Origin of the sequence: Pseudomonas sp. MF4836 (assembly GCF_002018875.1) — a bacterium.
Classification (GTDB): domain Bacteria; phylum Pseudomonadota; class Gammaproteobacteria; order Pseudomonadales; family Pseudomonadaceae; genus Aquipseudomonas.
Map to the genome: position 1 here is coordinate 33,628 of NZ_MVOL01000004.1, position 25,551 is coordinate 59,178.

Sequence of the window (25,551 nt, forward strand, 5' to 3'; positions counted from 1 at the left end):
ATGGAAACCCGAGCCCATCACGTATTGATCGGCCTGTTCACCGTGCTAGTGGTGGTCGGCGCCCTGCTGTTTGGCCTGTGGCTGGCCAAGTCCAGCGTGGACAAGGAGTTCAAGGACTACGAGATCGTCTTCAACGAGGCGGTCAGCGGCCTGTCCAAAGGCAGCGCGGTGCAATACAGCGGGATCAAGGTCGGCGACGTGGTCAGCCTGCGCCTGGACCCGAAAGACCCGCGCCGGGTCCTGGCGCGGATCCGCCTGAGCGGCGAAACCCCAATCAAGGAAGACACCCAGGCCAAGCTGGCCCTGACCGGGATCACCGGCACCTCGATCATCCAGCTCAGTGGCGGCACCCCGCAAAGCGAGCCGCTGCGGGGCAAGGACGGCAAGCTGCCGATCATTGTCGCCTCGCCATCTCCCATCGCCCGCCTGCTGAACAACAGCAATGACCTGATGACCAGCATCAACCTGCTGCTGCACAACGCCAACCGCATGTTCTCCCGGGAGAACGTCGAACACATCAACAACACCCTGGCCAATCTCGAACAGACCACCAGCGCCATTGCCGAGCAACGGGGCGACCTGCGCCTGGCCATGCAGCAGGTGGCCAACCTCGGCAAGCAAGCCAGCGGCACCCTGGAGCAGACCACCGCACTGATGCGCACCGCCAACGGCCTGCTCAACGACCAGGGCAAGCAGATGTTCGGCAGCGCCGAGCAGGCCATGCGCTCACTGGAACAAAGCAGCGCCACCATCAACAGCTTGCTGAGCAACAACAAAGACTCGCTGAACAACGGCATCCAGGGCCTCAACGGCCTGGCGCCGGCGGTGCGGGAACTGCGCGATACCCTGAGTTCGCTGCGGGCCATCACCCGCCGCCTGGAAGCCAATCCCGGCGGCTACCTCCTGGGTAACGACACGAACAAGGAATTCACGCCATGACGCCTATTTGCCGAGCCTTTGGCCACCTCGCCCTGATCGGCGGTTTTGCCCTGAGCAGCGCCTGCTCGATCCTGCCCAAGGGCGAGCCGGTTGATGTCTATCGGCTGCCAGTGGCCCAGACCGCAGCGAAGGGCACAGGGCAGGTCCAGCACTGGTCGCTGCGGGTGGCCAAGCCGGTGGCGGGGGATGCACTGAACAATGCGCGCATCGCCGTGTTGCCCGAGGGCAACCTGATCAGCAGCTACAAGAACTCGCGCTGGAGCGATCCGGCGCCGATCCTGCTGCGCAACCGCCTGCTCGACGGCTTTCAGCGCGACGGTCGGGTGCCGTTGCTGAGCACCGACGACAGCAACCTGCAGGCGGACTTCGAACTGGGCGGCGAATTGCAGGCGTTCCAGAGCCAGTACCAGGGCAGCGCGGTGGAGGTGGTGATTGGGCTGGATGCGCGGCTGGTGCGCGGTTACGACCAGAAGATCCTCGCCAGCAAACGCTTTGAAGTGCGCCAGCCGTTGAACGACCCGAAAGTCCCAGCGGTGGTGGCAGGCTTTGGCCAGGCCGGGGATACCCTCAGCCGCCAGGTGGTGGACTGGGCCGTGGCCCAGGGCAGCGCCCTGTACAAACCCTAGGGTCTGATGACGCTGCAGGGGCGTTCACCCTTGCAGCGCCTTGCCCGGACTCAGCCAAAGAACCAGTAGCACACCCCGATGGCCGCCACGACCCCAGCAAACTCTGCCAGCAGGGCACAGCCCACGGCGTGCCGCGCACGCTGGATACCCACCGCGCCGAAATACACCGCCAGCACGTAGAAGGTGGTCTCGGTGCTGCCCTGGATAGTCGCCGCCACCAGGGCCGGGAAGCTGTCCACGCCCTGGGTCTGCATGGTTTCGATCAGCATCGCCCGTGCCGCACTGCCGGAGAACGGCTTGACCATGGCGGTCGGCAGGGCGTCGACGAAACGCGTGTCCCAACCCGCCCATTCCACCAGGTAGCGAATGCCGTCCAGGCCGAAGTCCAGGGCCCCGGAAGCCCGCAGCACACCCACCGCACACAGCATCGCCACCAGGTACGGCAGCAGGTTCTTGGCGACGTCGAAGCCTTCTTTGGCGCCCTCGACGAAGGCCTCGTAGACCTTGACCTTGCGCAGCGCGCCAATCACCAGGAACAGCATGATCAAGCCGAACAGGGTGAGGTTGCCGAGGATCGACGACAGGCTGGCCAGGGCCGTGGCCGAAAGGGTCGCCAGCAGTGCCATGAAGCCGCCCAGGACCAAGGCGCCGGGAATCAGGTACGCCAGCACCACCGGGTCCCACAGGCGCAGGCGCTGCATCACGGCCACCGAGAGCAGCCCGACCAGGGTCGACGCGCTGGTGGCCAGGAGGATCGGCAGGAACACCAGGGTCGGATCGGCGGCGCCTTGCTGGGCGCGGTACATGAAGATGGTCACCGGCAGCAGGGTCAGGGAGGAGGCGTTGAGCACCAGAAACAGGATCTGCGCGTTACTGGCCACGGTCTGGCTGGGGTTGAGCTCCTGCAGCGCACGCATGGCCTTGAGCCCGATGGGGGTGGCCGCGTTGTCCAGGCCCAGGCCGTTGGCGGCGAAGTTGAGGGTGATCAGGCCGATGGCCGGGTGGCCGGCGGGCACCTCCGGCATCAAGCGGCGGAACAGCGGGCCCAGGACCTTGGCCAGCCAGTCGACGATCCCGGCTTTTTCGGCGATGCGCAGGAACCCCAGCCACAGGGTCAGGGTGCCGAACAGCAGCACCATCACTTCCACCGACAACTTGGCCATGGCGAAGATGCTTTCCACCATCGCCGCAAAGATCCCGGCGTTGCCGCCGATCAGCCACTGCGCCAGTGCCGAAACGGCCGCGACGATGAAAAAGCCAAGCCACAGGCCATTGAGCATCAGTTAATCCCCCGGAAGATGCGGCGAATGATAGCGGGGCGGGCAGAAACGACAAACCCCGGATTGACCGGGGTTTGTCGAACAACGCAGTGGCCGGGCTGAAGCAGCGCGCCGGACGTGAGGACCGGCGCGCCTGCGACAGCGGTTAGATCAGCGGCTGGTTTCGCCGCTTGGCAGCGGTTCCTTGCTGCGCCAGTGCGGCAGGGAATTCCAGTAGCGCTGGCCCTTGGCGTCGTCGTACATGCCTTCCCAGCGGGAGATGACCAGCACGGCCAGGGCGTTGCCGATCACGTTCAGGGCGGTACGCGCCATGTCCATGATGCGGTCGACACCGGCGATGAAGGCCAGGCCTTCCAGCGGGATGCCAACACTGCCCAGGGTCGCCAGCAGCACCACGAAGGACACGCCCGGTACACCGGCGATGCCTTTGGAGGTGACCATCAGCGTCAGCACCAGCAGCAGTTGCTGGCTGATGGACAGGTCGATGCCATACAGCTGGGCGATAAAGATCGCGGCGATGCTCTGGTACAGGGTCGAACCGTCGAGGTTGAACGAGTAGCCGGTCGGCACCACGAAGCTGCAAATGGCTTTCGGCGCGCCGTAGGCTTCCATCTTCTCGATCACACGCGGCAGTACGGTTTCCGAACTGGCGGTGGAATAGGCGAGCACCAGCTCATCCTTGAAGATGCGCATCAGCTTGATCACCGAGAAGCCGAACAGGCGTGCGATCAGGCCCAGGACCACGAAGGCGAAGAAGACGATGGCCACGTAAACCAGGATCACCAGCTTGGCCAGCGGCAGCAGGGAGGCGAAGCCGAAGTTGGCGACGGTCACCGCGATCAGGGCGAATACGCCGATCGGGGCGTAGTTCATGATCATGTGGGTGACTTTGAACATGCTTTCCGAAACGCCCTGGAACATCTTCACCAGGGGTTCGCGCAGGTCCGATTGCAGGCTCGACAGACCGAGGCCGAACAGCACCGAGAAGAAGATGATCGGCAGCATTTCGCCGCGAGCCATGGCCGCGAAGATGTTCGACGGGATCAGGTTGAGGATGGTCTCGATGAACGCGTGCTCATGCTGCACTTCGGCGGCGGTCGCCTGGTACTTGGAGATATCCACCGTGCCCAGGGTGCTCATGTCGATGCCGGTGCCCGGGTGGAACACGTTCGCCAGGACCAGGCCAACGAGGATCGCGATGGTGGTGACGATTTCGAAGTAGACGATGGTCTTGAGGCCGATGCGCCCCAGTTTTTTCGCATCGCCGACACCGGCGATACCGACGATCAGCGAAGAGATCACGATAGGAATCACGATCATTTTGATCAGACGGATAAAGATATCGCCCGCAGGTTGCAGGACGTTGCTGATCCACCAGGCTTTTTCCGCACTGAAGTGGTTGAGCAGCGCACCAATTGCTATCCCCAGAACCAGACCGATGAGGATCTGCCAGGCGAGGCTAAGCTTTGCCTTCTTCATATCATTACCCTTACTTGCGTTGGACTCGGGCTGATGCGCGAACTGGAACGCTCAATGGCGGAAAAGTCTGTGCATCGGCCCCCGTATAAGGTCACCCCGAGCGCGGATTCAGGGCTCTCGGCAGGCGAAAAAAGGCGCAACTATTCCGATGCAAGGGAAGCGCGTCTAATGCCGTAAACGCCTACCCTATGCCGAATCGGCATGAGATTTTCCAAACGAAACGAACGTCCCAACCGGTTCGAATACGCCATTTCGGCAGGCAATAATGCCGCGAAACGGCCATTTCAGGCGGTGTGCAGGGCTGTCGGGAAGGTCAGGAAAGAGCCTTGGAAACTTCTGGAATGTGCTGATTAAACAGCCTAAGACTGATCCGTATTTTTTGAGAAGTTTCTGGATATACGGTCGCAGAGAAACACCGTGAAACGTTTGATCGACGTCAACGGATGTTTTATCCCAAGGGCGATGCTGTCGAATTGAAGCCCATGGCCTCAGCGCGCGACGCGGCGCGTTCAAGCACGCCGCAAGTCCGTCAAGCCACGATTGGCTTGGGAACTTGCGCCGCCGCTCTTTCCTGACCCGGCCCTTGCGGAGGCACTCCCTGTACCCCTAGGTCACTCCGATCCTGAAACAATCAGAACGTCCCGGCCCCTTGGTCATGCCCAAGCCTTCCTCAGGCCGGGGCAAGAGTCAGAAGCGCCTGGGCCGGCGCCTCTGCCTGTCAGCAAAACCTCTGAACTCAGTACCAGTTCGGGTCTTTCTTGAGTTGCTCTTTCAACAGCGCCTGCATGCCTTCGTCCGGCTTGCCGAGGAAACGGTACTCGGCATGGCGGGTGGGCGACTTGTCTGCGGGCAGGCCCGCCGGCACTTCGACCAGCATGGCGTAGGCGTGTTTCTTGTCGAAACTGACGGCGACGATCAAGCGCTTGTTCAGGCAGGTCTGCGCGGTTTCGCACAGCGGCCCGACCAGGTACTTGTCGCCGTCTTCTGCAACGGCGTTCATTTGCTGCGCATCACCCGAGAGGTTCATCACCCACTCCGGCAACCGCTCTTCCTTGTGCACAACCCCTTGCCAGGTCTCACGGTACTGCGGGTCCGAGCTGAGCAGCTCATTGACCCGCGCCTGGCCATCGTTGGCCGCCATTGCCAGGGTGCTGCCACCCAGCAACAGCGCGGCCGTCAATGTCTTGAACGAAAAGCTCATGGTCAGCCTCGGCCGCGACGGCCAAAGAAGAAGGAAGCGATAAACATCACTAGGAACACGACAAAGAGAATTTTGGCGATACCCGTGGCGGTGCCCGCGATACCACCGAAGCCCAGTACAGCAGCGACAATGGCGATGATCAGGAATGTGATTGCCCAGCTCAACATGGTGATTCTCCTTACTCTTCTATTGGGGATGCCGCTTGTGTTGCCAGCGCCGGTGCGCTGAATGCGCGCCGGGCCTTTTGCCTAGAACACCCAGCGCTGCTGAGCGGGCGCCTCGAGCGCAGGCTGAGCCTGGTCGACTGCCATCATCTGCATCGGCGCCGAGGCGGCAGATGCGCTGCCCGCCTGGCTGAAATGGGTCTGGGTGAATTGATGAGCCGGCACACGCAGCGCTTGCTGCTGCTGGGCGTGCTGCCACTGCTGAAACTGCTGGCCGCCAATCAGGGTCACCAGCAACGCGAGGCTGGCGAACAGACCCTGCTGCAAGTGCAGAGGCGAAATGCGCAATTGGGCAAGGCTTTGGCGGCTCATCCTGAAACTCCTCCCACACTGTGGTGATGTTATTAGCGGGGCCGTGCAAATCGCCCCTTGATAGTGACTACATTGCAGCCCCCATGCCAGCTTCGAAAATGATTAAATAACCAATAAAATCAATAGGTTATGAAATACAAAAACACCTTGTTCGCACGCATCCTGCACGATGGCCCCCGGCACGCCGTGCGAAATGCACGATTCGTCGGGTTCTGGGCGCCGCCAATCACCCCCGGGGAACTTTGCTGGCCCTAGGCCAGACTGAACAACACCCCGGCAAAACCGCGAAAAATCCGCCAATTCAGGTCATTAGCTATTAGGTCGGGAGATAACTAACCTGCATGTCCTGGAATGGATCAGAATTAACATTGCAACTTGCCCGATTTTTCCGGGACTAAATAAGACAGTTCATTTAAGGAGAGTGGGAAATGGCATCAACGCCGGAAAAACAAGGTCGTATCCTTCTGGTGGATGATGAGTCCGCGATCCTTCGCACCTTCCGCTACTGCCTGGAAGATGAGGGCTATACCGTCGCCACCGCCAACAGCGCGGCCCAGGCCGACGCCCTGTTGCAACGCCAGGTGTTCGACCTGTGCTTCCTCGACCTGCGCCTGGGGGAAGACAACGGCCTGGATGTACTGGCGCAAATGCGCACCCAGGCGCCGTGGATGCGCGTGGTGATCGTGACCGCGCATTCGGCAGTCGACACTGCGGTGGATGCGATCCAGGCCGGCGCCGCCGATTACCTGGTCAAGCCCTGCAGCCCCGACCAACTGCGCCTGGCCACCGCCAAGCAACTGGAAGTGCGCCAGCTCTCGGCGCGCCTGGAAGCCCTTGAAGGTGAAGTGCGCAAACCCAAGGACGGCCTGGACTCCCACAGCCCGGCGATGAAGGTGGTACTGGAAACCGCGCGCCAGGTGGCCAGCACCGATGCCAACATATTGATCCTGGGCAAGTCCGGTACCGGTAAAGGCGAGCTGGCCCGGGCCATTCACGGCTGGAGCAAGCGCGCGAAAAAGTCCTGCGTCACCATCAACTGCCCGTCCCTGACCGCGGAGTTGATGGAGAGCGAGCTCTTCGGCCACAGCCGCGGCGCCTTTACCGGGGCCAGCGAAAGCACCCTGGGCCGGGTCAACCAGGCCGATGGCGGCACCTTGTTTCTGGACGAAATCGGCGACTTCCCCCTGACCCTGCAACCCAAGCTGCTGCGCTTTATCCAGGACAAGGAATACGAGCGCGTGGGCGACCCGGTGACCCGCCGCGCCGACGTGCGGATCCTCGCCGCCACCAACCTCAACCTCGAGGACATGGTGCGTGACGGACGCTTCCGTGAAGACCTGCTGTACCGCCTGAACGTGATCACCCTGCACCTGCCGCCCCTGCGCGAACGCAGTGAGGACATCCTGACCCTGGCCGATCGTTTCCTGGCGCGCTTCGTCAAGGAATACGCGCGCCCGGCCCGGGGCTTCAGCGACGAGGCGCGGGAAGCGCTGCTCAACTACCGCTGGCCCGGCAATATCCGCGAGCTGCGCAACGTGGTGGAGCGCGCGAGCATCATCTGCCCTCAGGAACGGGTGGAAATCAGCCACCTGGGCATGGCCGAACAACCCACCAACAACGCCCCGCGCATCGGCGCAGCGCTAAGCCTGGACGAGTTGGAAAAAGCCCATATCGGCGCAGTGCTGGCTACCAGCGACACCCTCGACCAGGCGGCCAAGACACTCGGCATCGATGCTTCGACCCTGTATCGCAAACGTAAACAGTACAACCTGTGAGCTGCATTTCATGAAGTTAGCGATGAAACTGCGCACGCGGCTGTTCCTGAGCATTTCCGCGTTGATCACCGTGGCCCTACTGGGGCTGCTGCTGGGGCTGGTCAGCGTGATGCAGATGGCCAAGAACCAGGAATCGCTGATCCGCAGCAACTTCATCACCCTGGACCTGGGCCTCAAGCTGCGCCAGACCCTGGGTGATCAACTCATCATCATGCTCGGCGACAACCCCGACCTGACCGCCCTGGAAGCGTCCAAGCAGCACTACCTGGAACTGCTCGACCAGGGCATCGAGTATCAGCGCCAGGGCGATGCGAACGGCAACTTCCACCAGGCCCGCAGCGATTACCTGGGCTTTATGGAGGCCTACCAGAATGCCGAGCACGCAACCCTGGGGATCAAAGGCAATCAGCAACTGACCGACCGCTTCAATGCATTGCGCAGTGGTTTGATCAATGAACACAAGCAAGCCCTGGACAACATCAACCACATCGAGAGCAAGGCCCGTGATCGGGCGCTGTTGATCGCCGGCCTGCTGGGGCTGGTGGGCGTGGCGGTGCTGATCATCGGCTTTATCACCGCCCATGGCATTGCCCGGCGCTTCGGTGCACCGATCGAGGCCCTGGCCAAGGCGGCCGACAATATCGGACAGGGCAATTTCGAAGTGACCCTGCCGATCTCCTCGGCGGCGGAGATGAACCTGCTGACCCGCCGCTTCGGGATCATGGCCGAGGCCCTGCGCCAGCATCAGGCGACCAATATCGATGAACTGCTGGCCGGCCAGCAGCGCTTGCAGGCGGTACTCGACAGCATCGACGACGGCCTGCTGATGATCGACCGCCAAGGCCGCCTGGAGCACCTCAACCCGGTAGCGCAGCGCCAGCTGGGCTGGGACGAGGAACGCCTCGGCCAAGGCCTGGGCAGCGCCCTGGAGCGCCCGGAGCTCGACGAACAACTGCAACTGGTGCTGCGCGGCGGCAACCTGGAGCGCGCGCCAGAGGACCTGGCCATCGAAGTGGACGGGGAATCGCGCCTGCTGACCTACAGCCTGACCCCGGTCAGCCATACCCAGGGGCATATTCTCGGGGCGGTGATGGTGCTGCACGACGTGACCGAACAACGGGCCTTCGAGCGGGTACGCAGCGAGTTCGTGCTGCGTGCCTCCCACGAATTGCGCACCCCGGTCACCGGCATGCACATGGCCTTCGGCCTGTTGCAGGAGCGGGTGCATTTCGCCGAGGACTCCCGCGAGGCGGACCTGCTCAATACCGTCAACGAAGAAATGCAGCGCCTGATGCAACTGATCAACGACCTGCTGAATTTCTCCCGTTATCAGAACGGCCTGCAAAAACTCACCCTGGCGCCCTGCACCATCGAGAACCTGCTGGAACAGGCGCAACAGCGCTTCGCCGGCGAGGCCCGGGACAAGGACATCGAGCTGCTGGTGGAGGTCCAGGCACCGCTGCCGCGCCTGAACGCCGACCAGCAACAGCTGGAGCGGGTGCTGGACAACCTGATCGACAATGCCTTGCGGCACACCGGCCCTGGCGGGCAGATCCGCCTGCAGGCCAGGCGCCATGGCGAACGGGTGATCATCAGCATCGAAGACAATGGCGAAGGCATTGCCTATGGGCAGCAAGGGCGGATTTTCGAGCCCTTCGTCCAGGTCGGCCGCAAGAAAGGCGGCGCCGGCCTGGGCCTGGCGCTGTGCAAGGAGATCGTCCAACTGCACGGCGGGCGCATGGGCGTCTACTCAAGGCCGGGGCAGGGCACCCAGTTCTACCTGGCGTTGCCGCTCTAGCAGGTTTCAGGCTTCGTCGTCGATACGCCTTGGCGCCAGGCGCCGGCCGCGGGTGACCAATTCGATAAACTGCATCGCCGTCAGGGCGTGGGCGAACAGCCAGCCCTGGCCGTAGCTCACCCCCTCGCTGCTCAGCAGCAACGCCTGATCTTCATACTCGATGCCCTCGGCAATCACCTTGAGTTGCAGGGCGTGGGCCATGCGAATGATATGCGGGGCCACGCCACTGCTGGCGGCGTCGTGGCCCAGAGCGTCGATAAACGCCTTGTCGATCTTCAGGCAGTCCACCGGCAGGGTCTGCAAGTACGCCAGGCTGCAATAACCGGTGCCGAAATCGTCGATCAATACCTGATGCCCGACATCGCGCAGTGCCTGCAAGTTGTCGCGGGCCACCACCACATCGATCAGCCCACGCTCGGTCACCTCGAACGCAATCTGCCGCGCCGCCACGTGATGCAAGGCCAGCAGCCGGGCCATTACCTGGCCAATGCGCGGCACCATCACATCGCAGGCCGCCAGGTTGACGGAGATGTACAGCTGCGGATTGGCCCGCAGCAGGTGCCCCAACTGCTCCAACAGGCGCTGCAGGACAAAGTCGGTGATCTGGCGGATCTGCCCGGTGTTTTCCGCCAGGGGGATGAACAGGTCGGGGCTGGTCAGGGTGCCATCCGGGCGGCGCCAGCGCAGCAGGGCTTCGGCACCGACGCAGCGGCGGGTATTGAGGTCGAAGATTGGCTGGTACAGCACCTGCAATTCATCGCGGCGCAGGGCTCCGTGCAACTCCCCACCCAGCGATTGGCTCTGGCGCGCCAGTTGATAGACCAGGCCGCCGATAAAGGTCGATAACAGCAGGCTGATGGGCAGCAGCCACCACCAGTCCTCCAGCATCTCGGCCTGCATGCTCGCGCGCGGGGTGACCAGCACCAACTGATACTCGGGCGTGCGGGTGGGCATGCGATAGATCAGGCGGGTCGGTGTCACCTGCAGGGCATCGTGATTGCCCGGCGGCACCGGTTCGGCCACCGGCCATGGCAGGGCCTGGCCAAGCACCGGGATGGCGCGGGTGCCATGGTCCACTACCACCATCAGGCTGCTGTTGGCCGGCAGGTCCACGACATCGGTCAGATGCCCACGGGAGGTGGCGACTCGGAAGTTGCCACGCCCCAGCATCAGCGCCGCGAGGTTTTCGTTGGGTTGGGTCGAGGTGTTGAGCCAGTAGCTGTAGGTCGGGCCCCTGATATCCGGGGCACGGATCGCCGCCAGGCTGTCCTGGCGCGGCCAATTGGAGCAGGCCTGGGTGGCATCGATGTAGGCCGCCTCATAAATGAAGCGGTAGTTGAAGCTCACCTGCTGCAGCGCGGCGACCATATCGCCGCTGCATTCACGCAGGGGCTGCGCCTCCAGCACATCCAGGCCTTCGCGCAACTGGCCAAACAGTTGCTCCAGACGCTCCAGGAAGCGCTCGCCCTGGGCATTCATCTGCTCGCTCTCGCGCTGTTCGACCTGATGCATGGCCACCCCGGCGCTTCCGAGCAGCAGCAACCCCGCGCTCAACCCAGCCGCCAGCACCGCCAATAACCACGGGCGATGGAACCAGGTGCGCAAGAGCTCGCGAGCAGCGGGCATGATTGGATATCCGAAGGATTACCAATGAGTTATAGCAACTGATTGAGAAAACGCCCGGACCGTCTGGCGGGCGTCATTATTTTGTCTGGTTGAGTACCTGCAGGATTGCCGCGCTTTCGGCATCGGCGATGCCATCAAAGCGGCCCGGGCGGAAATGCATCTGGAATGCCGTCAATACATGCCGGGTCGCCACGTCGAACTCGCCGGTCTGGGGGGTGGTGTAGCCCAGGCGAGCCAATTCCTGCTGGAACCAGGTCGCGCTGGGCAACGCCTGGGCATACACCGCCTGCTGTCGCGCAACCGCCTGGGCATTGGGCCATTGGCCGAGGCCGGCATCCGCCAGGCGCTTCCAGGGGAACAGCGGGCCCGGGTCGAGCTTGCGCAGGGGGGCGATGTCACTGTGCCCGATGATATGGCGGGGCGAAATGTTGTTGCGCTTGCTGATGTCTTTGAGCAGCACGATCAGGTTCTGGATCTGCGCTTCGCTGTAGGGGTACCAGACGCGGCCGGTGGGGGTATCGCGAAAGCCCGGGTTGACGATTTCAATGCCAATGGAACTGGAGTTGAGCCAGGTGCGGCCTTGCCACTCGCTTTCTCCGGCGTGCCAGGCGCGGTAATTCTCGTCCACCAGCTTGAAGATGGTGCCCGCCTTGTCGTCGCCGATCAGGTAATGGCTACTGACCTGGCCATGGGTCAGCAGTGCCAGCGAACGTTCCAGGGAGGCCGAGGTGTAATGCACGACGATGAACTGCGCGCGATTGTCGAAGTTGACCGAAGGGTGGCTGGTGTCGATTCGAGGACCACTGGCGCAACCGGCCAGCAGTAAAAACGAGAGGGCAAACACAAGAGATTTCATGGCAGAGAGCAGTACGCGGCAGACAATAATGCAACAGTGTAACGTACTGCTCCGGGCCGGGCCGGCGAAAGCCGGCGTTTTACACAAAAATAGGACAAATCCGGTTTAGCCGATCTCCACCCGGTTGCGTCCGGCATCTTTCGCCCGATACAGCGCCTGATCGGCTCTTTTCAACACCTGCTCGCTGCGTTCGCCGCTTTTGAACGCACTCATGCCGATGGACACGGTAATGGTCACGCGCTCGCCCTTGAAGTGGAACGGGCAGGCTTCGATGGCGGAGCGCAGGGCCTCCACCAGCCGCGCACCGACCGCGACGGTGGTATCGGGCATCATCAGGACAAACTCTTCACCGCCGAAGCGGGCGATGAAATCACTGCCACGCAGGCGCTTGCGCAGCACGGTGGCAATGATTTTCAGCACTTTGTCACCGGCAAGGTGGCCGTAGTTGTCGTTGATGCGCTTGAAGTGATCAAGGTCGAGCATCGCCAGCAACAGGGTGTTGCCGTGCTGCTGCCATTGGGCGATTTCATGCTCCAGCCGCTCGCTCCAGGCCGCGCGGTTAGGCAGGCCGGTCAAAGGATCGATCAGCGCCTTCTGCCGCTGTTCTTCCAAGTGCTCGCGATAGCCCTGGGCTTCCTGCTCCATGCTTGAGACGCGCTCGGCCAGGCTTTGCAGGCGCGCGGCCACTTCCTTCTCGCGTTCGTCCCGTTGCTTCTGGTGATGGTCCATGGTCCCCAGCAGCCCCTCGAGGTGGCTTTCCAGCACCTGCTTGAGGTCTTCCAGATCGGCTGCTTCCTGAACGCTGCTCTGCAAGCCGTCGACCTGCTCGCGGATCTGCGTATCCATGGCCCGCGCTGCGGAGTGGCTGTCGGCATGCCCATCGCTGGCGGCCTGCAGGTTGCTCTGGAACGATTCCAGGCGCTCGTTCAACTGCTTGAGGTACACCTCGAACTCATGCTGACCGCTGTCGGTGATCGCCAGCATCAACACCGCCAGATCGTCGAGGATCGGCAGCAATTCATACCAGTTGAGCCCATGTTGCAGGCGATCACGCATGGCTTCGGCCTGGGGCCGATGGCGCTCGGGCAGACTCAGGTCGTCCAGCAGGCCAAGCAGCGTGTGTTCGATGTGCTTGGCCACCGAGCTGTAGGACGGCTCGGGGGAATCAGGCAGGGCGTAGAGCACGTCCTCTTCGGGCTGCTCGGGGTCAATCGCGGCCAGGGCTTCGGCCATCACGGCCGGCAGGGGCAGGCTGTCGATCAGCGGTACGCTCGGCACGCTGTCTTCGAGCGCCACGGTCGGGGTCAATTCGTCCGGGTTGTCGAGCTCAGGGCTGGGCACCTCTGCGGCTTCAGGCGCCACAGCGCTCGGCGCTGGCGCTTCAACCACAGGCTCGACGGGCAACTCGGCTGCGGCTGCGGCAGGCTCGCCAGGGGAGGCCAGCACCGGTGGCACGAACGCCACGACTTGCGCGGCGGGCGGCAACTGCGACGGTTCCGGCTCTTCCGGGGTCTTGGTGACGTCGGGCTCCAGGGCCGCAACGGGCGGAGTGATTTCAGCGGCGGCGGCCGGTGCCACTGTCGGAGCTGGCGCCGGCTCAGGGGCTGCAGGCACCTCGACAGCAGCCGGCAGCGCCTGGCGCGGGGCTTCAGCCACTGGCGCAGGCGACGCGCGCTCGACCTCGCTGACCACCGGACCCGCTTCGGGTGCCGCCAGTGCCGGGCTTTGCGGCGCGGGCTCTGTGCCCTCTGGCTGGGCATCGCGATGGCCAAACAGGCGTTGCAACAGGCCCGGCCGCTCCGGCTCGGCCGGCGCATCCAACTGGCTCAGTGCCTTGCCCTGCAAATTGCTCAGCTCGCTGAGCAGCAATGGAATTTCCCGTGCCTGCCCAACCCGACCATCCAATTGCTTGGCGAACGCCTTCAGCGGTCGGCGAACCTCTCGGGGCAACGGCAGAGTCTGGAGTTGAGCGACCAAAGCCGTCAGCGCGCTGCTCATCTGCTCGACGCGGGTCTCGCGCCGCTGCTCGGAGTCGAGCACGGCTTTTTCCAGGCGCGGCAACAGGGCGGCCAGGGCCGCGTCCATATCGTCGCTGCGCACCACGTCGCGCATTTCCTTCATGCACTGATCGACCGCGCGATCCGTACCCTCCGCCGCCAGGGTGCTGCGCACCAGCCCACGGCGTAGCAAGTCGAGGCGGGCATCCCAGCGTCGCTCGAGCTTTTCCTGTTGTTCAATGCTTTTGAGGTACTTCTCTTTCCAGCGCTGGGCGTCGTCGCTCATTCATGGGATCCGCGAGGGGCAGGACTCAACGCGGGCAATGCATCAGCCGTGAGCGAACCCGGCAGACGAATCTCTACCGCGACCGGCAGGTGATCGGAAATCGGTTGGGCCAGGACCTCGACACGCTCCAGAGTGAGGCTGGGGCTGAGCAGAATATGGTCAAGGCAGCGTTGCGGGCGCCAGCTGGGAAAGGTCGCTTGCAGTTGCGGGGCCAGCAGGCCCAGGTCGCGCAGCGGAGAACTTTCCAGCAGATCGCTGGCGTGGGTGTTCATGTCGCCCATCAGCACCTGATGGCGATAGCCGCCGATCAACTCGCGGATATAGGCCAATTGCCGGGTGCGGGCACGAGCCCCCAGAGCCAGGTGCATCATCACCACCACCAACGCCTCGGGACCCTCGCCAAAACGCACGAGAATCGCGCCGCGCCCCTTGGGCCCGGGCAACGGGTGGTCTTCAATCGCCCAGGGTTTCAAGCGGCTGAGCACACCATTGCTGTGCTGGCCGAGACGCCCCAGGTTGCGGTTGAGCTGTTGATACCAGTAAGGGAACGCGCCCAGCTGAGCCAGGTGTTCGACCTGGTTGACATAGCCGGATCGCAGGCTGCCGCCATCGGCTTCCTGCAGCGCCACCAGGTCGAAGTCGCCCAGCAGGTTACCGATCTTTTGCAGATTGTCGGCACGCCCGGTGTGCGGCAGCAGGTGCTGCCAGCCACGGGTCAGGTAATGCCGGTAACGTTCGGTGCTGATACCGACCTGGATATTGAAACTGAGTAAACGCAGGCGACTGTCGGCCGGCAGGCCGGTCGCTGCCAGATGGTCTTCGTTGACCTGCGGGTCGTGCAGGCCAACGATGCGTTCAGTGCCCCAGCGCGCCATGGCAGGCGCCGCTTACTTGGCCGCTCGCTCTTTGGCGATCAGCTGGTCAGCGACGTTCAAGGCACCTTCTGGACCTTCGGCGCTGCCCAGGTCAAAGCGATACTTGCCGTTGACGACCATGGTCGGTACGCCGGAGATCTGGTAGGCCTGGGCCTTCTTCTTGGCGTCTTCAACCTTGCCTTTAACGGCGAACGAGTTGTAGGTGCTCAGGAACTTGTCCTTGTCGACACCTTCGCCGGCCAGGAACTCGGCCATTTCGTCAGGGGTCGCCAGTTTCTTGCCGCTATGGATGGCTTCGAACACGGCTTTATGGACACTGTGCTCGACACCCATGGCTTCCAGGGTGATGAACAGCTGGCCGTGGACGTTCCAGATACCGCCGAACATGGCGGGAATGCGTACGAAATTGACATCAGCCGGCAGCTTCTCAACCCATGGGTTGATGGTCGGCTCGAAGGCGTAGCAGTGTGGGCAGCCGTACCAGAACAGCTCGACCACTTCGATCTTTCCAGGCACCGCAACCGGAACCGCGTTGCTCAGCTCGACATATTGTTTACCGGCAACAATCGGCTCGGCGGCTTGAGCGGTCACGCCAAACAGGCTGGCGGTGACGAGAGCGGCGCTCAGAATCAGATTACGCATGCTTTACTCCTGAACAAATAAGGGCGCCTCGCGCGACCTGAGTTCAGACAGGCCATGGCGGGCTTGAGTTCGCTAGTGTAGCGGCAGACGCCATAAAAAAGGGCGGCCTGAGCCACCCTTTATCTTTGCACCGACAGATTAATCGATCATTAACGCTGCCAACGGCAACCGCCCGGGCATCGTTCGATCGCGCCGGCCTTAGTGCAGGCCTTGAATGTAGCTGGACACCGCTTCGATGTCTTTGTTGCTGAGCTTGGCCGCAATGCTGCGCATGACCATGGTGTCGCCGTCGTTGGTGCGATTGCCTTCACGGAAGTCGGTCAGCTGCTTGGTCACGTATTGAGCGTGCTGGCCACCCAGGTGCGGGAAGCCGGCAGCTGCGTTGCCCGTGCCGTTTGGCGAGTGGCAACCGGTGCAGGCTGGCATGCCCTGGTCCAGCTTGCCGCCGCGGAACAGTTCTTCGCCGCGAGCCACGACCTTGGGATCTGCCGCACCGACGCTGCCTTTCTGGCTGGCGAAGTAGGCGGCGATGTCAGCCAGGTCCTGATCGCTCAGGTTGGTCAGCAGGCCAGTCATTTCCAGCACCTGGCGCTTTCCGGACTTGATGTCGTGCAACTGCTTGTTCAGGTAACGCTCACCCTGACCCGCCAGTTTTGGAAAGTTAGGCGCCATGCTGTTCCCATCCGGACCATGGCAAGCACCACATACAGCGGCTTTTGCCTGGCCTGCAGCAGCGTCGCCCGCAGCATGGGCCACGCCCGTGATGCCCAAGGTCAACAGCAGACTCACGATCAATTTGTTCATCAGCTAATCCAACTACGGCTAAGGGTTAAAGAGTTATGGACCGGGATCACTCGCTCATCCAAAGGATGATGACTCGGTAATCCTCGGCACTGCATTCCATGCACAAACCACGCGGCGGCATCGCCTTGAAACCCTGGGTCACGTGTTGCACCAGCGTCTCCATACCTTGCGCCAACCTCGGCGCCCAAGCTGCCTTGTCACCCTTTTGGGGAGCGTTTGGCAGCTGTCCGGCATGGCAGGCACCACAAGCACGGTTGTACATGGCTTCCGGATCCTGTGTAGCCTGAGCGCTGTAAAGCGGCATCAAGACACCGGCAGCTAGCAGCCACTTCGTCATAAAACGACCTTTTCAGGGTTTGAGAGCGTTCTGCGTTCTAATGCGCAATCAAGGTCTATCGCTCTCGTGAACTTCATCCTACGCCGGGACAAAGCACACACAAAATCTGCGACATTATATACTGGCGCTACTGAAACGGAAATGAACTGCTTGCCGCACCCATTCTCGGCACCGCCCCTATCGGAAATCCCATGCAACTGAAAAACCCCATTCTCGGCCTGTGCCAACAGTCCACCTTCATGCTCAGCGCCGCCAAAGTCGATCAATGCCCCGACGACGAAGGCTTTGAAGTGGCCTTTGCCGGGCGTTCCAACGCCGGCAAATCCAGCGCCCTGAACACCCTGACCCACGCCAGCCTGGCGCGCACCTCGAAAACTCCGGGGCGCACACAGCTGTTGAACTTCTTCAAGCTAGACGATGAACGCCGTCTGGTCGACCTGCCAGGCTACGGTTATGCCAAGGTGCCGATCCCGCTCAAGCTGCACTGGCAGCGCCACCTGGAAGCCTACCTGGGCAGCCGCGAGAGCTTGAAGGGCTTGATTCTGATGATGGACATCCGTCATCCAATGACCGACTTCGACCTGCTGATGCTCGACTGGACCATGGCCAGCGGCATGCCGATGCACATTCTGCTGACCAAGGCCGACAAGCTGACCTACGGCGCAGCCAAGAACACCCTGCTCAAGGTCCAGGCCGATATCCGCAAAGGCTGGGGCGACAGCATCAGCATCCAACTCTTCTCGGCGCCCAAGCGCATGGGCCTGGAAGAGGCGTACACCGTGCTGGCGGACTGGATGGAACTGGCCGACAAAGGCGCTGAAGTCGAGGCCTGAAAGGCCGGTGGGGGCTGCCTGTGAGGTAGACGGGCAGTTTCCTGCAGGCAAAAAAAACCCCGGACTTCGTATGGGGAGGGGGAAGTTCGGGGTCTAAGGTCCGGACCGTTAGGGCGGGGTCCAGATATCTGCCAACACTTAACACAACATAGGAGCATTGAAGGGCTTCACCAGCCATTCAGTAACTCTGAGTAGCGTTTCACTGAAATAGTTCCGGGAAGGCCAAAAAACTCTTGGCGATAACCGATGAAATTTTCGGCGCTAATAGCCCTTCGCCAGCCTTTGCCGCGACACTATGCCGCGGCAAAGCCCTCGAAAAACGCCCCTTAGTGGGCCTCATCCCAGTTGTTTCCCACCCCCACTTCCACCAGAAGCGGCACATCCAGGACCGCGGCACCGCTCATGTGCACCCGGATTTCCTGGCTGACCTGTTCCACCAGGTCCTCGCGCACTTCCAGCACCAGTTCATCGTGTACCTGCAGGATCACCCGGGCATCCAGCCCCGAGTCGGCAAGCCAATTGTCCACCGCCACCATGGCTTTCTTGATGATGTCCGCCGCCGTGCCCTGCATCGGCGCGTTGATTGCGGTGCGCTCGGCAGCAGCACGCTCCTGAGGCTTGTTGGAGTTGATCTCCGGCAGGTACAGGCGGCGACCGAAGAAGGTTTCGACGTAGCCTTGATCCGCAGCCTGGGCGCGGGTGCGGTCCATGTATTCGCGCACCCCGGGATAACGGGCGAAGTAGGTATCGATATAAGCCTTGGCCTGCTTGGTATCGACGCCGATGTCCTTGCCCAGCTTCTGCGCGCCCATGCCGTAGATCAGGCCGAAGTTGATGGCCTTGGCGCTGCGCCGCTGATCCGAGGACACATCCGTCAGCTCAACCCGGAACACTTCGGCAGCCGTGGCCGTGTGCACATCGAGGTTGTTGCGGAAGGCATTGAGCAACCCTTCGTCCTTGGACAGGTGAGCCATGATCCGCAGTTCGATCTGCGAATAGTCCGCCGCCAGCAGTTTGTAGCCAGCCGGGGCGACGAAGGCCTGACGGATTCGCCGACCCTCGGCCGTACGCACCGGGATGTTCTGCAGGTTCGGATCGCTGGACGACAAACGACCGGTAGACGCCACCGCCTGGTGATAAGACGTGTGAATCCGCCCGGTACGCGGGTTGATCTGCTCCGGCAGGCGGTCGGTGTAGGTGCTTTTCAGCTTGCTCATGGAACGGTACTGGGTCAGCACCTTGGGCAGCGGGTAGTCATCTTCGGCCAGTTTGGCCAGCACCTCTTCGGCGGTCGAAGGCTGGCCCTTGGCGGTCTTCTTCAGCACCGGCAGACCCAGTTTTTCGTAGAGGATCGCGCCCAACTGTTTGGGCGAACCCAGGTTGAACTCTTCACCGGCAATCTCGAAGGCTTCACGCTCCAGCGCGATCATCTTCTCGCCCAGCTCGATGCTCTGCACACCCAGCAGGGCGGCATCGACCAAAGCGCCCTGGCGCTCGATGCGGGCCAGGACCGGCACCAGCGGCATTTCGATATCGGTCAAGACACTGGCCAGACTCGGGATCGCGGCCAGCTTCTGATGCAGGGCCTGGTGCAGGCGCAGGGTCACATCGGCGTCTTCGGCGGCGTAAGGGCCGGCCTGTTCGAGGGCGATCTGATCGAAGGTCAGTTGCTTGGCGCCTTTGCCGGCGATGTCCTGGAAGCTCACGGTGCTGTGGTCCAGGTACTTCTGGGCCAGGCTGTCCATGTCGTGCCGGGTGGCGGTGGAATTGAGCACGTAGGACTCAAGCATGGTGTCGAAGGCGACGCCGCGCACCGTGATGCCGTTGGCCTGATCGCCGCCGATGGCGCAATTGGCCAGGATGTTCATGTCGAACTTGGCATGTTGGCCGACCTTGAGCTTGGCCGGATCTTCCAGAATCGGCTTCAAGGCCAGCAGCACGCGGTCGCGATCCAACTGCTCAGGCACGCCAATGTAGGTATGGGTCAACGGAATGTAGGCCGCTTCATTGGCCTTCACCGCGAACGACAATCCCACCAGCTGCGCTTGCTGCGCGTCGATACCGGTGGTTTCGGTATCAAAGGCGATCAGCTCGGCATTGCGCAGTTTCTCCAGCCAGACATCGAATCGAGCCTGGTCGAGGATGGTTTCGTACTGAGCCTCGACGGTAACCGCAGCTTCGACTTCGGCAACCGGCGCATCGGTCAGCAGGTCCGTCTGGGCTGCGGCGCTGAGCTCGGTGCGCTTGGCATCGCGTTGCAGCTCATCGAGCCAGCTCTTGAATTCCAGCAGGCTGTAGAGCTCGGCCAGTTTTTCGCGGTCCGGCTCACCCAGGTGCAGGTCGTCCAGGCCGATATCCAGCGGCACGTCGATCTTGATAGTCGCCAGCTGGTAGGACAGGAACGCCATTTCCTTGTGCTCTTCGAGCTTGGCCGGCAGGGTCTTGGCCCCCCGAATCGGCAGAGTCGGCACAATATCCAACTGCTCGTAGAGCTCTTTGAGCCCGCCATTGACCCCCACCAACAGCCCCGAAGCGGTCTTGGGGCCGATACCCGGAACGCCCGGAATGTTGTCGGAAGAGTCGCCCATCAGCGCCAGGTAATCGATGATCTGCTCGGGAGCGACACCGAATTTCTCCTTCACGCCCTCCACGTCCATGCTGCTACCGGTCATGGTGTTGACCAGAGTAATGTGCCCGTCCACCAGCTGTGCCATGTCTTTGTCGCCAGTGGAGATCACCACCGGGCGGTCGGCTGCCGCGCTGCTGCGGGCCAGGGTGCCGATCACATCGTCGGCCTCGACCCCTTCGACGCACAACAGCGGGAACCCCAGGGCAATCACGCTGGCATGCAAGGGCTCGATCTGCACCCGCATGTCGTCGGGCATGCTTGGGCGGTTGGCCTTGTACTCGGCGTACATGTCATCGCGAAATGTCCCACCCTTGGCGTCGAACACCACCGCGAACGGGCTGTTTGGGTACTGCTTGCGCAGACTTTTGAGCATATTCAACACGCCCTTGACCGCGCCAGTCGGCAGGCCTTTGGACGTAGTCAGCGGGGGCAGGGCGTGGAACGCGCGGTACAGGTAAGACGAACCGTCCACCAGGACGAGGGGGGCTTGGCTCATGAGCAGGATCAACCTTTTCGGCGGGTCCGGCGCTAGAATAGCGGGACCGTTGACGACAAAGGGACAAGGTTATCATGCGCACACTAAATCGCTTGCTGCTGGCCAGCTTGATTGCAGTGACACCATTGGCAGTAATCGCGGCAGAGGACGCGCCATCAGCGGATCCGGACGTCACCATTCGCACGGAAGGCGACAAGACCATTCAGGAATACCGCCAAAACGGTTTCCTGTACGCCATCAAAATCACGCCAAAGGGCGGCAAACCGTACTTTCTGGTACGTGCCGATGGCTCGGATGGCAACTTCATCCGCTCGGATCAGCCGGATATGCTGATCCCGGCGTGGAAAATTTTCGAGTGGTAAAACGCTCTCAACTTTAATCGGCGCTGGCTGCCCAGCCGCGCCCGTACTGGCAGTTTTAACCATGTCTGTGTTCACCCCCCTGGCTCGGCCCGAGCTGGAAACCTTTCTCGCCCCTTACGGGCTCGGCCGTCTGCTTGATTTCCAGGGAATCGCCGCTGGTAGCGAAAACACCAATTTCTTCATCAGCCTGGAGCAGGGCGAGTTTGTCCTGACCCTGGTCGAGCGCGGTCCTGTCCAGGAAATGCCGTTCTTCATCGAACTGCTGGACGTCCTGCACAACGCCGATTTGCCAGTGCCGTACGCGCTGCGCACCACCGACGGCCAGGCCCTGCGCGAGCTGGCCGGCAAACCTGCACTGCTGCAGCCGCGCCTGGCCGGCAAGCACATCAAGCAGGCCAACGCCCAGCACTGCGCACAAGTCGGCGAACTGCTGGGGCATCTGCACCTGGCCACCAAAGACAACATGATCAAGCGCAAGACCGATCGTGGGCTGGACTGGATGCAGGAGCATGGCAACCAGCTGCTGTCCCATCTGCCGGACGATGCACGTGAACTGCTGCAGCGGGCGCTGGATGAAATCACCGAGCAGAAGGTAAAGATCCTGGCGCTGCCCCGGGCGAACATCCATGCCGACCTGTTTCGCGACAATGCGATGTTCGAAGGCACGCACCTGACCGGGCTGATCGACTTCTACAACGCCTGCTCAGGCCCGATGCTGTATGACGTGGCAATTGCCCTGAACGATTGGTGTTCGGACGACGAAGGCGTGATCGATGGCCCTCGCGCCCGGGCCCTGCTCGGGGCCTATGCTGCCCTGCGCCCGTTCAGCGCTGCCGAGGCTCAACTGTGGCCGACCCTGTTGCGCGTAGCCTGCGTGCGGTTCTGGCTGTCACGGTTGATCGCCGCCGAATCGTTTGCCGGGCAGGACGTGCTGATTCACGACCCGATGGAGTTTCAGCAACGCCTGGCGCAGCGCCAGAGCGTCGATACCCCTCTGCCTTTCGCGTTCTGAAGGCTGGTGGCACCGGGGCCCGCTCGGGCTCCAGTGCCGCGTGGCCTGGGCATGGGACTGCTCGGTCCAACAGGAGCAAGCTCCCTCGCCACAGGCCCGGCTTTACAGCGACTCCAGGCAACCCGCCAGGTCATTGCCGAGCTTTTCCAGCACCTGCTCATAACCCTGAGCCGTAGCCGGCGTGTAGCCGCCCAAGGCATCCAGCTCGGCCAGCTTCACCGGCAGCCCGGCGATCAGGGTTTCCGCCAGCCGCGGGCGTAGCGGCGGCTCGCTGAATACGCAAGTCTTGCCGACTTCCTGCAAGCGCGTGCGCATCGCCGCGACGTGCTGCGCACCGGGCTGGACTTCCGCCGCGACGCTGAACACGCCTGTGTGCTTGAGGCCGTAGGCGTCTTCGAAATAATCGAACGCTTCGTGGAACACGAAATAGGGTTTGCCGGCGATACCCGCCAGGCGCTGCTTCAGACGTGCGTCCAGGGCGTCCAGGCGGCCTTCGAAGGCGCTGAGGTTGCTCTGGTAGCGCGCGGCATTGGCAGGGTCGGCAGCGCTCAGGTCGGCGGCCATGCGTGCAGCGATCACGCGGGCGTTGACCGGGGAAAGCCAGAGATGGGCATCCAGGCTGCCGGGGCGATGATCGTGGTCGTGTTCGTCGGCATCTTCGGCGTGGGAGTGGCTATCTTCGGCAAAACGGCGAAGCTTGAGCCCGGGAATGTCCTGAAGCGCCACGGACGGCAGGGTCCGGCTCTTGAGCACCCGTGGCAGGAACCCCTCCATGTCCGGACCAATCCAGTACAGCAGGTCGACCGACTGCACCTTGCGCACATCCGACGGGCGCAACGCATAGTTGTGCGGCGAGGCGCCAGGCGGCAGCAGCACTTCGGGAACGGCAACGCCGTCCTGTACCGCAGCGGCAATCAACTGCAAGGGTTTGATGCTGGTCAGCACCTGAACTTCGGCCTGGGCAGCGCCGATCACGAACAGGTTGACGGTAAAAGCGACAAAAAGGGCAAAAAGTCGGGACACGATGACCACTCGAGGAGGCGAGAACAGGTAACATAATAACGTCTCTCACAACTATCGTCGCCGCTCATGCCTAAAACACCGCTCGCCAGCCGTCCCCACGACCACTCTCATTGCGTGCACAGCGCACTGTCTGAGGCCGACGCCCTGTGCGCCCGGCAAGGCCTGCGCCTGACCGCCCTGCGGCGGCGGGTGCTGGAACTGGTGTGGCAAAGCCATAAGCCGTTGGGCGCCTACGACATCCTCGCCGTACTCAGCGAGCAGGACGGCCGCCGCGCCGCGCCACCGACGGTGTACCGCGCCCTGGATTTCCTTCTGGAAAACGGCCTGGTACACCGCATTGCCTCGCTCAATGCCTTTGTCGGCTGCAACCATCCGGAGCATGCGCATCAGGGCCAGTTTCTGATTTGCCGTGAATGCCACGCTGCCATCGAACTTGAACAAGCCAGCATCAGCGACGCGATCGTCAGCAGTGCCCGCGATGTCGGCTTTATCGTCGAAGGCCAGACCGTCGAAGTCGTCGGTCTGTGCTCGGGCTGCCAGGGGGCTTGATGAGCACTGCGCTGATTCGCCTCGATCAGGTCGCCGTGACCTTTGCCGGGCAGAACGTACTGGACAATATCCAGCTCAGCGTCGAGCCGGGACAGATCGTGACCCTGATCGGCCCCAACGGCGCCGGCAAGACCACCCTGGTGCGGGCCGTGCTCGGCCTGCTCAAGCCCGACAGCGGCACGGTCTGGCGCAAGCCCAAGCTGCGCGTGGGCTACATGCCGCAAAAACTCCATGTCGACCCGACCTTGCCGCTGTCGGTCCTGCGCTTCCTGCGCCTGGTACCGGGGGTGGACCGACCTCGGGCCCTGGCCGCGCTCAAGGAAGTCGGCGCCGAACACGTGATCGACAGCCCGGTGCAGAGCGTGTCCGGCGGCGAGATGCAGCGCGTGCTGCTGGCCCGGGCCCTGCTGCGCGAGCCTGAACTGCTGGTGCTCGACGAGCCGGTGCAGGGCGTCGATGTCGCTGGCCAGGCCGAGCTGTACAGCCTGATCACCCGCCTGCGCGACCGCCACGGCTGCGGGGTGCTGATGGTCTCCCACGACCTGCACTTGGTGATGAGCACCACTGACCAGGTGGTGTGCCTCAACCGTCACGTCTGCTGCTCCGGGCACCCCGAGCAAGTCAGCGGCGACCCGGCCTTCGTCGAACTGTTTGGCAAGAACGCGCAAAGCCTGGCGATCTATCACCACCACCACGACCACGCCCATGACCTGCACGGGTCGGTGGTCACCACCGAGGCCGCCGCAGGCCACGTTCATGTCCATGGAGAAAGCTGCAAGCATGGCTGATTTTCTGCTCTACGCCCTGCTTGCAGGTCTTGCTCTGGCACTGGTCGCAGGCCCCCTGGGTTCTTTCGTGGTCTGGCGCCGCATGGCGTATTTCGGCGACACCCTGTCCCACGCCGCCCTGCTTGGCGTGGCCTTGGGCTTTCTGCTGGATGTCAGCCCGACCGTCGCGGTGACCGTCGGTTGCCTGCTGCTGGCCGTGCTGCTGGTCACGCTGCAACAGCGCCAGCCACTGGCGTCCGACACCCTGCTGGGGATTCTCGCCCCCAGCACCCTGTCCCTGGGGCTGGTGGTACTAAGCTTCATGCATGAGGTGCGGATCGACCTGATGGCCTATCTGTTCGGCGACCTGTTGGCGATCAGCCCCGGTGACCTGGGCTGGATCCTCGGCGGCAGCGCCCTGGTATTGCTGTTGCTGGTCGCCCTGTGGCGACCGCTGCTAGCGGTGACCGTGCACGAAGAGCTGGCACGGGTCGAAGGCTTGCCGGTAGCCGCGTTGCGCCTGGTGCTGATGCTGCTGATCGCCGTGGTGATCGCGGTCGCGATGAAGATTGTCGGGGTTTTGCTGATCACCTCGCTGTTGATCATCCCGGCCGCCGCCGCCCAGCGCCACGCCCGCTCGCCGGAGCAGATGGCCCTCGGCGCCAGCCTGCTGGGCATGCTCGCGGTGTGCGGCGGTCTGGCGTTGTCCTGGTTCAAGGACACCCCGGCCGGACCCTCGATTGTGGTCACTGCCGCCGCGCTGTTTCTGCTGAGTTTTGTCCTGCCCCGTCGAGGGGTGTAGACTTGCTCGTTTTTTGCGCAA

Annotated in this window: 24 protein-coding genes; 10 read left to right on the forward strand and 14 right to left on the reverse strand. The window is 62.6% G+C overall.

The genetic code is table 11. The features are described from left to right. Positions 1–939, forward strand: a complete 939-nt coding sequence (locus MF4836_RS10280) for an MlaD family protein (RefSeq protein WP_020297733.1) — start codon at positions 1–3, stop codon at positions 937–939. After that, complete coding sequence (locus MF4836_RS10285; RefSeq protein ID WP_078470256.1) at positions 936–1,565, forward strand: ABC-type transport auxiliary lipoprotein family protein; 630 nt, start codon at positions 936–938, stop codon at positions 1,563–1,565. The genes MF4836_RS10280 and MF4836_RS10285 overlap by 4 nt, the downstream gene beginning before the upstream one ends. Positions 1,566–1,615: 50 nt before the next feature. On the opposite strand, the gene MF4836_RS10290 is transcribed toward MF4836_RS10285, so the two are convergent. The 5 genes from MF4836_RS10290 to MF4836_RS10310 form a co-directional block, all read right to left on the reverse strand. Beyond that, positions 1,616–2,845, reverse strand: coding sequence for a nucleoside recognition domain-containing protein (locus tag MF4836_RS10290; RefSeq protein ID WP_020297731.1), 1,230 nt, complete (start codon positions 2,843–2,845; stop codon positions 1,616–1,618). Positions 2,846–2,995: 150 nt separating this feature from the next. After that, positions 2,996–4,324 carry a glutamate/aspartate:proton symporter GltP gene (gltP, locus tag MF4836_RS10295; RefSeq protein WP_078470257.1) on the reverse strand — a complete coding sequence of 443 codons (1,329 nt, stop codon included), beginning with the start codon at positions 4,322–4,324 and terminating at the stop codon, positions 2,996–2,998. Positions 4,325–5,060: 736 nt separating this feature from the next. After that, entirely contained in the window at positions 5,061–5,525 is a 465-nt protein-coding gene (locus tag MF4836_RS10300; RefSeq protein ID WP_078470258.1) for an inhibitor of vertebrate lysozyme family protein, read from the reverse strand. A gap of 2 nt (positions 5,526–5,527) precedes the next feature. Next, positions 5,528–5,692 (reverse strand): DUF1328 domain-containing protein, encoded by a 165-nt coding sequence (locus MF4836_RS10305; protein ID WP_003170804.1) that lies wholly within the window; start codon positions 5,690–5,692, stop codon positions 5,528–5,530. 81 nt (positions 5,693–5,773) lie between these two features. Further along, positions 5,774–6,061, reverse strand: a complete 288-nt coding sequence (locus MF4836_RS10310) for a hypothetical protein (RefSeq protein WP_078470259.1) — start codon at positions 6,059–6,061, stop codon at positions 5,774–5,776. Positions 6,062–6,489: 428 nt separating this feature from the next. Between MF4836_RS10310 and algB the strand changes: the two genes are divergently transcribed. Together algB and MF4836_RS10320 are read left to right on the forward strand one after the other, a co-directional pair. Continuing rightward, positions 6,490–7,836 carry a sigma-54-dependent response regulator transcription factor AlgB gene (gene algB, locus MF4836_RS10315; protein ID WP_078470260.1) on the forward strand — a complete coding sequence of 449 codons (1,347 nt, stop codon included), beginning with the start codon at positions 6,490–6,492 and terminating at the stop codon, positions 7,834–7,836. 10 nt (positions 7,837–7,846) lie between these two features. Further along, entirely contained in the window at positions 7,847–9,634 is a 1,788-nt protein-coding gene (locus tag MF4836_RS10320; protein WP_078470261.1) for an ATP-binding protein, read from the forward strand. A gap of 6 nt (positions 9,635–9,640) precedes the next feature. On the opposite strand, the gene MF4836_RS10325 is transcribed toward MF4836_RS10320, so the two are convergent. The 7 genes from MF4836_RS10325 to MF4836_RS10355 form a co-directional block, all read right to left on the reverse strand. Beyond that, a complete protein-coding gene (locus tag MF4836_RS10325) occupies positions 9,641–11,260 on the reverse strand; it encodes an EAL domain-containing protein (RefSeq protein WP_078470262.1) in 1,620 nt (539 codons plus the stop codon). 76 nt (positions 11,261–11,336) lie between these two features. Beyond that, the gene (locus MF4836_RS10330) at positions 11,337–12,116 is read right to left on the reverse strand and encodes an N-acetylmuramoyl-L-alanine amidase (RefSeq protein ID WP_078470263.1); all 780 of its coding nucleotides are present in this window, start codon (positions 12,114–12,116) and stop codon (positions 11,337–11,339) included. A gap of 105 nt (positions 12,117–12,221) precedes the next feature. Further along, positions 12,222–14,399 (reverse strand): GGDEF domain-containing protein, encoded by a 2,178-nt coding sequence (locus MF4836_RS10335; RefSeq protein ID WP_078470264.1) that lies wholly within the window; start codon positions 14,397–14,399, stop codon positions 12,222–12,224. Further along, positions 14,396–15,274: an endonuclease/exonuclease/phosphatase family protein gene (locus tag MF4836_RS10340; protein WP_078470265.1), complete on the reverse strand. Its 879-nt coding sequence runs from the start codon at positions 15,272–15,274 to the stop codon at positions 14,396–14,398. Before MF4836_RS10340 ends, MF4836_RS10335 begins: the two co-directional genes overlap by 4 nt. Before the next feature lie 12 nt (positions 15,275–15,286). After that, positions 15,287–15,916, reverse strand: coding sequence for a thiol:disulfide interchange protein DsbA/DsbL (locus MF4836_RS10345; RefSeq protein ID WP_078470266.1), 630 nt, complete (start codon positions 15,914–15,916; stop codon positions 15,287–15,289). 198 nt (positions 15,917–16,114) lie between these two features. After that, positions 16,115–16,720, reverse strand: a complete 606-nt coding sequence (locus MF4836_RS10350) for a c-type cytochrome (RefSeq protein WP_020295041.1) — start codon at positions 16,718–16,720, stop codon at positions 16,115–16,117. Between the two features lie 46 nt (positions 16,721–16,766). Next, positions 16,767–17,057, reverse strand: a complete 291-nt coding sequence (locus MF4836_RS10355; RefSeq protein WP_078470267.1) for a c-type cytochrome — start codon at positions 17,055–17,057, stop codon at positions 16,767–16,769. Between the two features lie 191 nt (positions 17,058–17,248). On the opposite strand from MF4836_RS10355, the gene yihA reads away from it, so the two are divergent. Next, entirely contained in the window at positions 17,249–17,890 is a 642-nt protein-coding gene (gene yihA / locus MF4836_RS10360; protein ID WP_020295039.1) for a ribosome biogenesis GTP-binding protein YihA/YsxC, read from the forward strand. A 326-nt stretch (positions 17,891–18,216) separates the two neighbouring features. Here yihA and polA read toward each other — a convergent pair whose 3' ends face one another. Next, a complete protein-coding gene (gene polA / locus MF4836_RS10365) occupies positions 18,217–21,015 on the reverse strand; it encodes a DNA polymerase I (RefSeq protein WP_078470268.1) in 2,799 nt (932 codons plus the stop codon). A 74-nt stretch (positions 21,016–21,089) separates the two neighbouring features. Here polA and MF4836_RS10370 point away from each other — a divergent pair, with 74 nt between their 5' ends. Both MF4836_RS10370 and MF4836_RS10375 read left to right on the forward strand, forming a co-directional pair. After that, a complete protein-coding gene (locus MF4836_RS10370) occupies positions 21,090–21,377 on the forward strand; it encodes a DUF2782 domain-containing protein (RefSeq protein WP_020295037.1) in 288 nt (95 codons plus the stop codon). Positions 21,378–21,438: 61 nt separating this feature from the next. After that, a complete protein-coding gene (locus MF4836_RS10375; protein WP_078470269.1) occupies positions 21,439–22,389 on the forward strand; it encodes a homoserine kinase in 951 nt (316 codons plus the stop codon). Between the two features lie 102 nt (positions 22,390–22,491). Here MF4836_RS10375 and MF4836_RS10380 read toward each other — a convergent pair whose 3' ends face one another. After that, positions 22,492–23,421: a zinc ABC transporter substrate-binding protein ZnuA gene (locus MF4836_RS10380; protein ID WP_078470270.1), complete on the reverse strand. Its 930-nt coding sequence runs from the start codon at positions 23,419–23,421 to the stop codon at positions 22,492–22,494. 57 nt (positions 23,422–23,478) lie between these two features. On the opposite strand from MF4836_RS10380, the gene zur reads away from it, so the two are divergent. Genes zur through znuB form a run of 3 tightly spaced genes read left to right on the forward strand, consistent with a single transcriptional unit; the run spans position 23,479 to position 25,530 of the window. Further along, positions 23,479–23,961, forward strand: a complete 483-nt coding sequence (gene zur, locus MF4836_RS10385; RefSeq protein ID WP_020295034.1) for a zinc uptake transcriptional repressor Zur — start codon at positions 23,479–23,481, stop codon at positions 23,959–23,961. Continuing rightward, on the forward strand, positions 23,961–24,749 hold the full coding sequence (znuC, locus tag MF4836_RS10390) for a zinc ABC transporter ATP-binding protein ZnuC (RefSeq protein ID WP_020295033.1): 789 nt from the start codon (positions 23,961–23,963) through the stop codon (positions 24,747–24,749). Before zur ends, znuC begins: the two co-directional genes overlap by 1 nt. Beyond that, positions 24,742–25,530, forward strand: coding sequence for a zinc ABC transporter permease subunit ZnuB (znuB, locus tag MF4836_RS10395; RefSeq protein ID WP_020295032.1), 789 nt, complete (start codon positions 24,742–24,744; stop codon positions 25,528–25,530). Before znuC ends, znuB begins: the two co-directional genes overlap by 8 nt. The last annotated feature ends 21 nt before the right edge of the window (positions 25,531–25,551 follow it).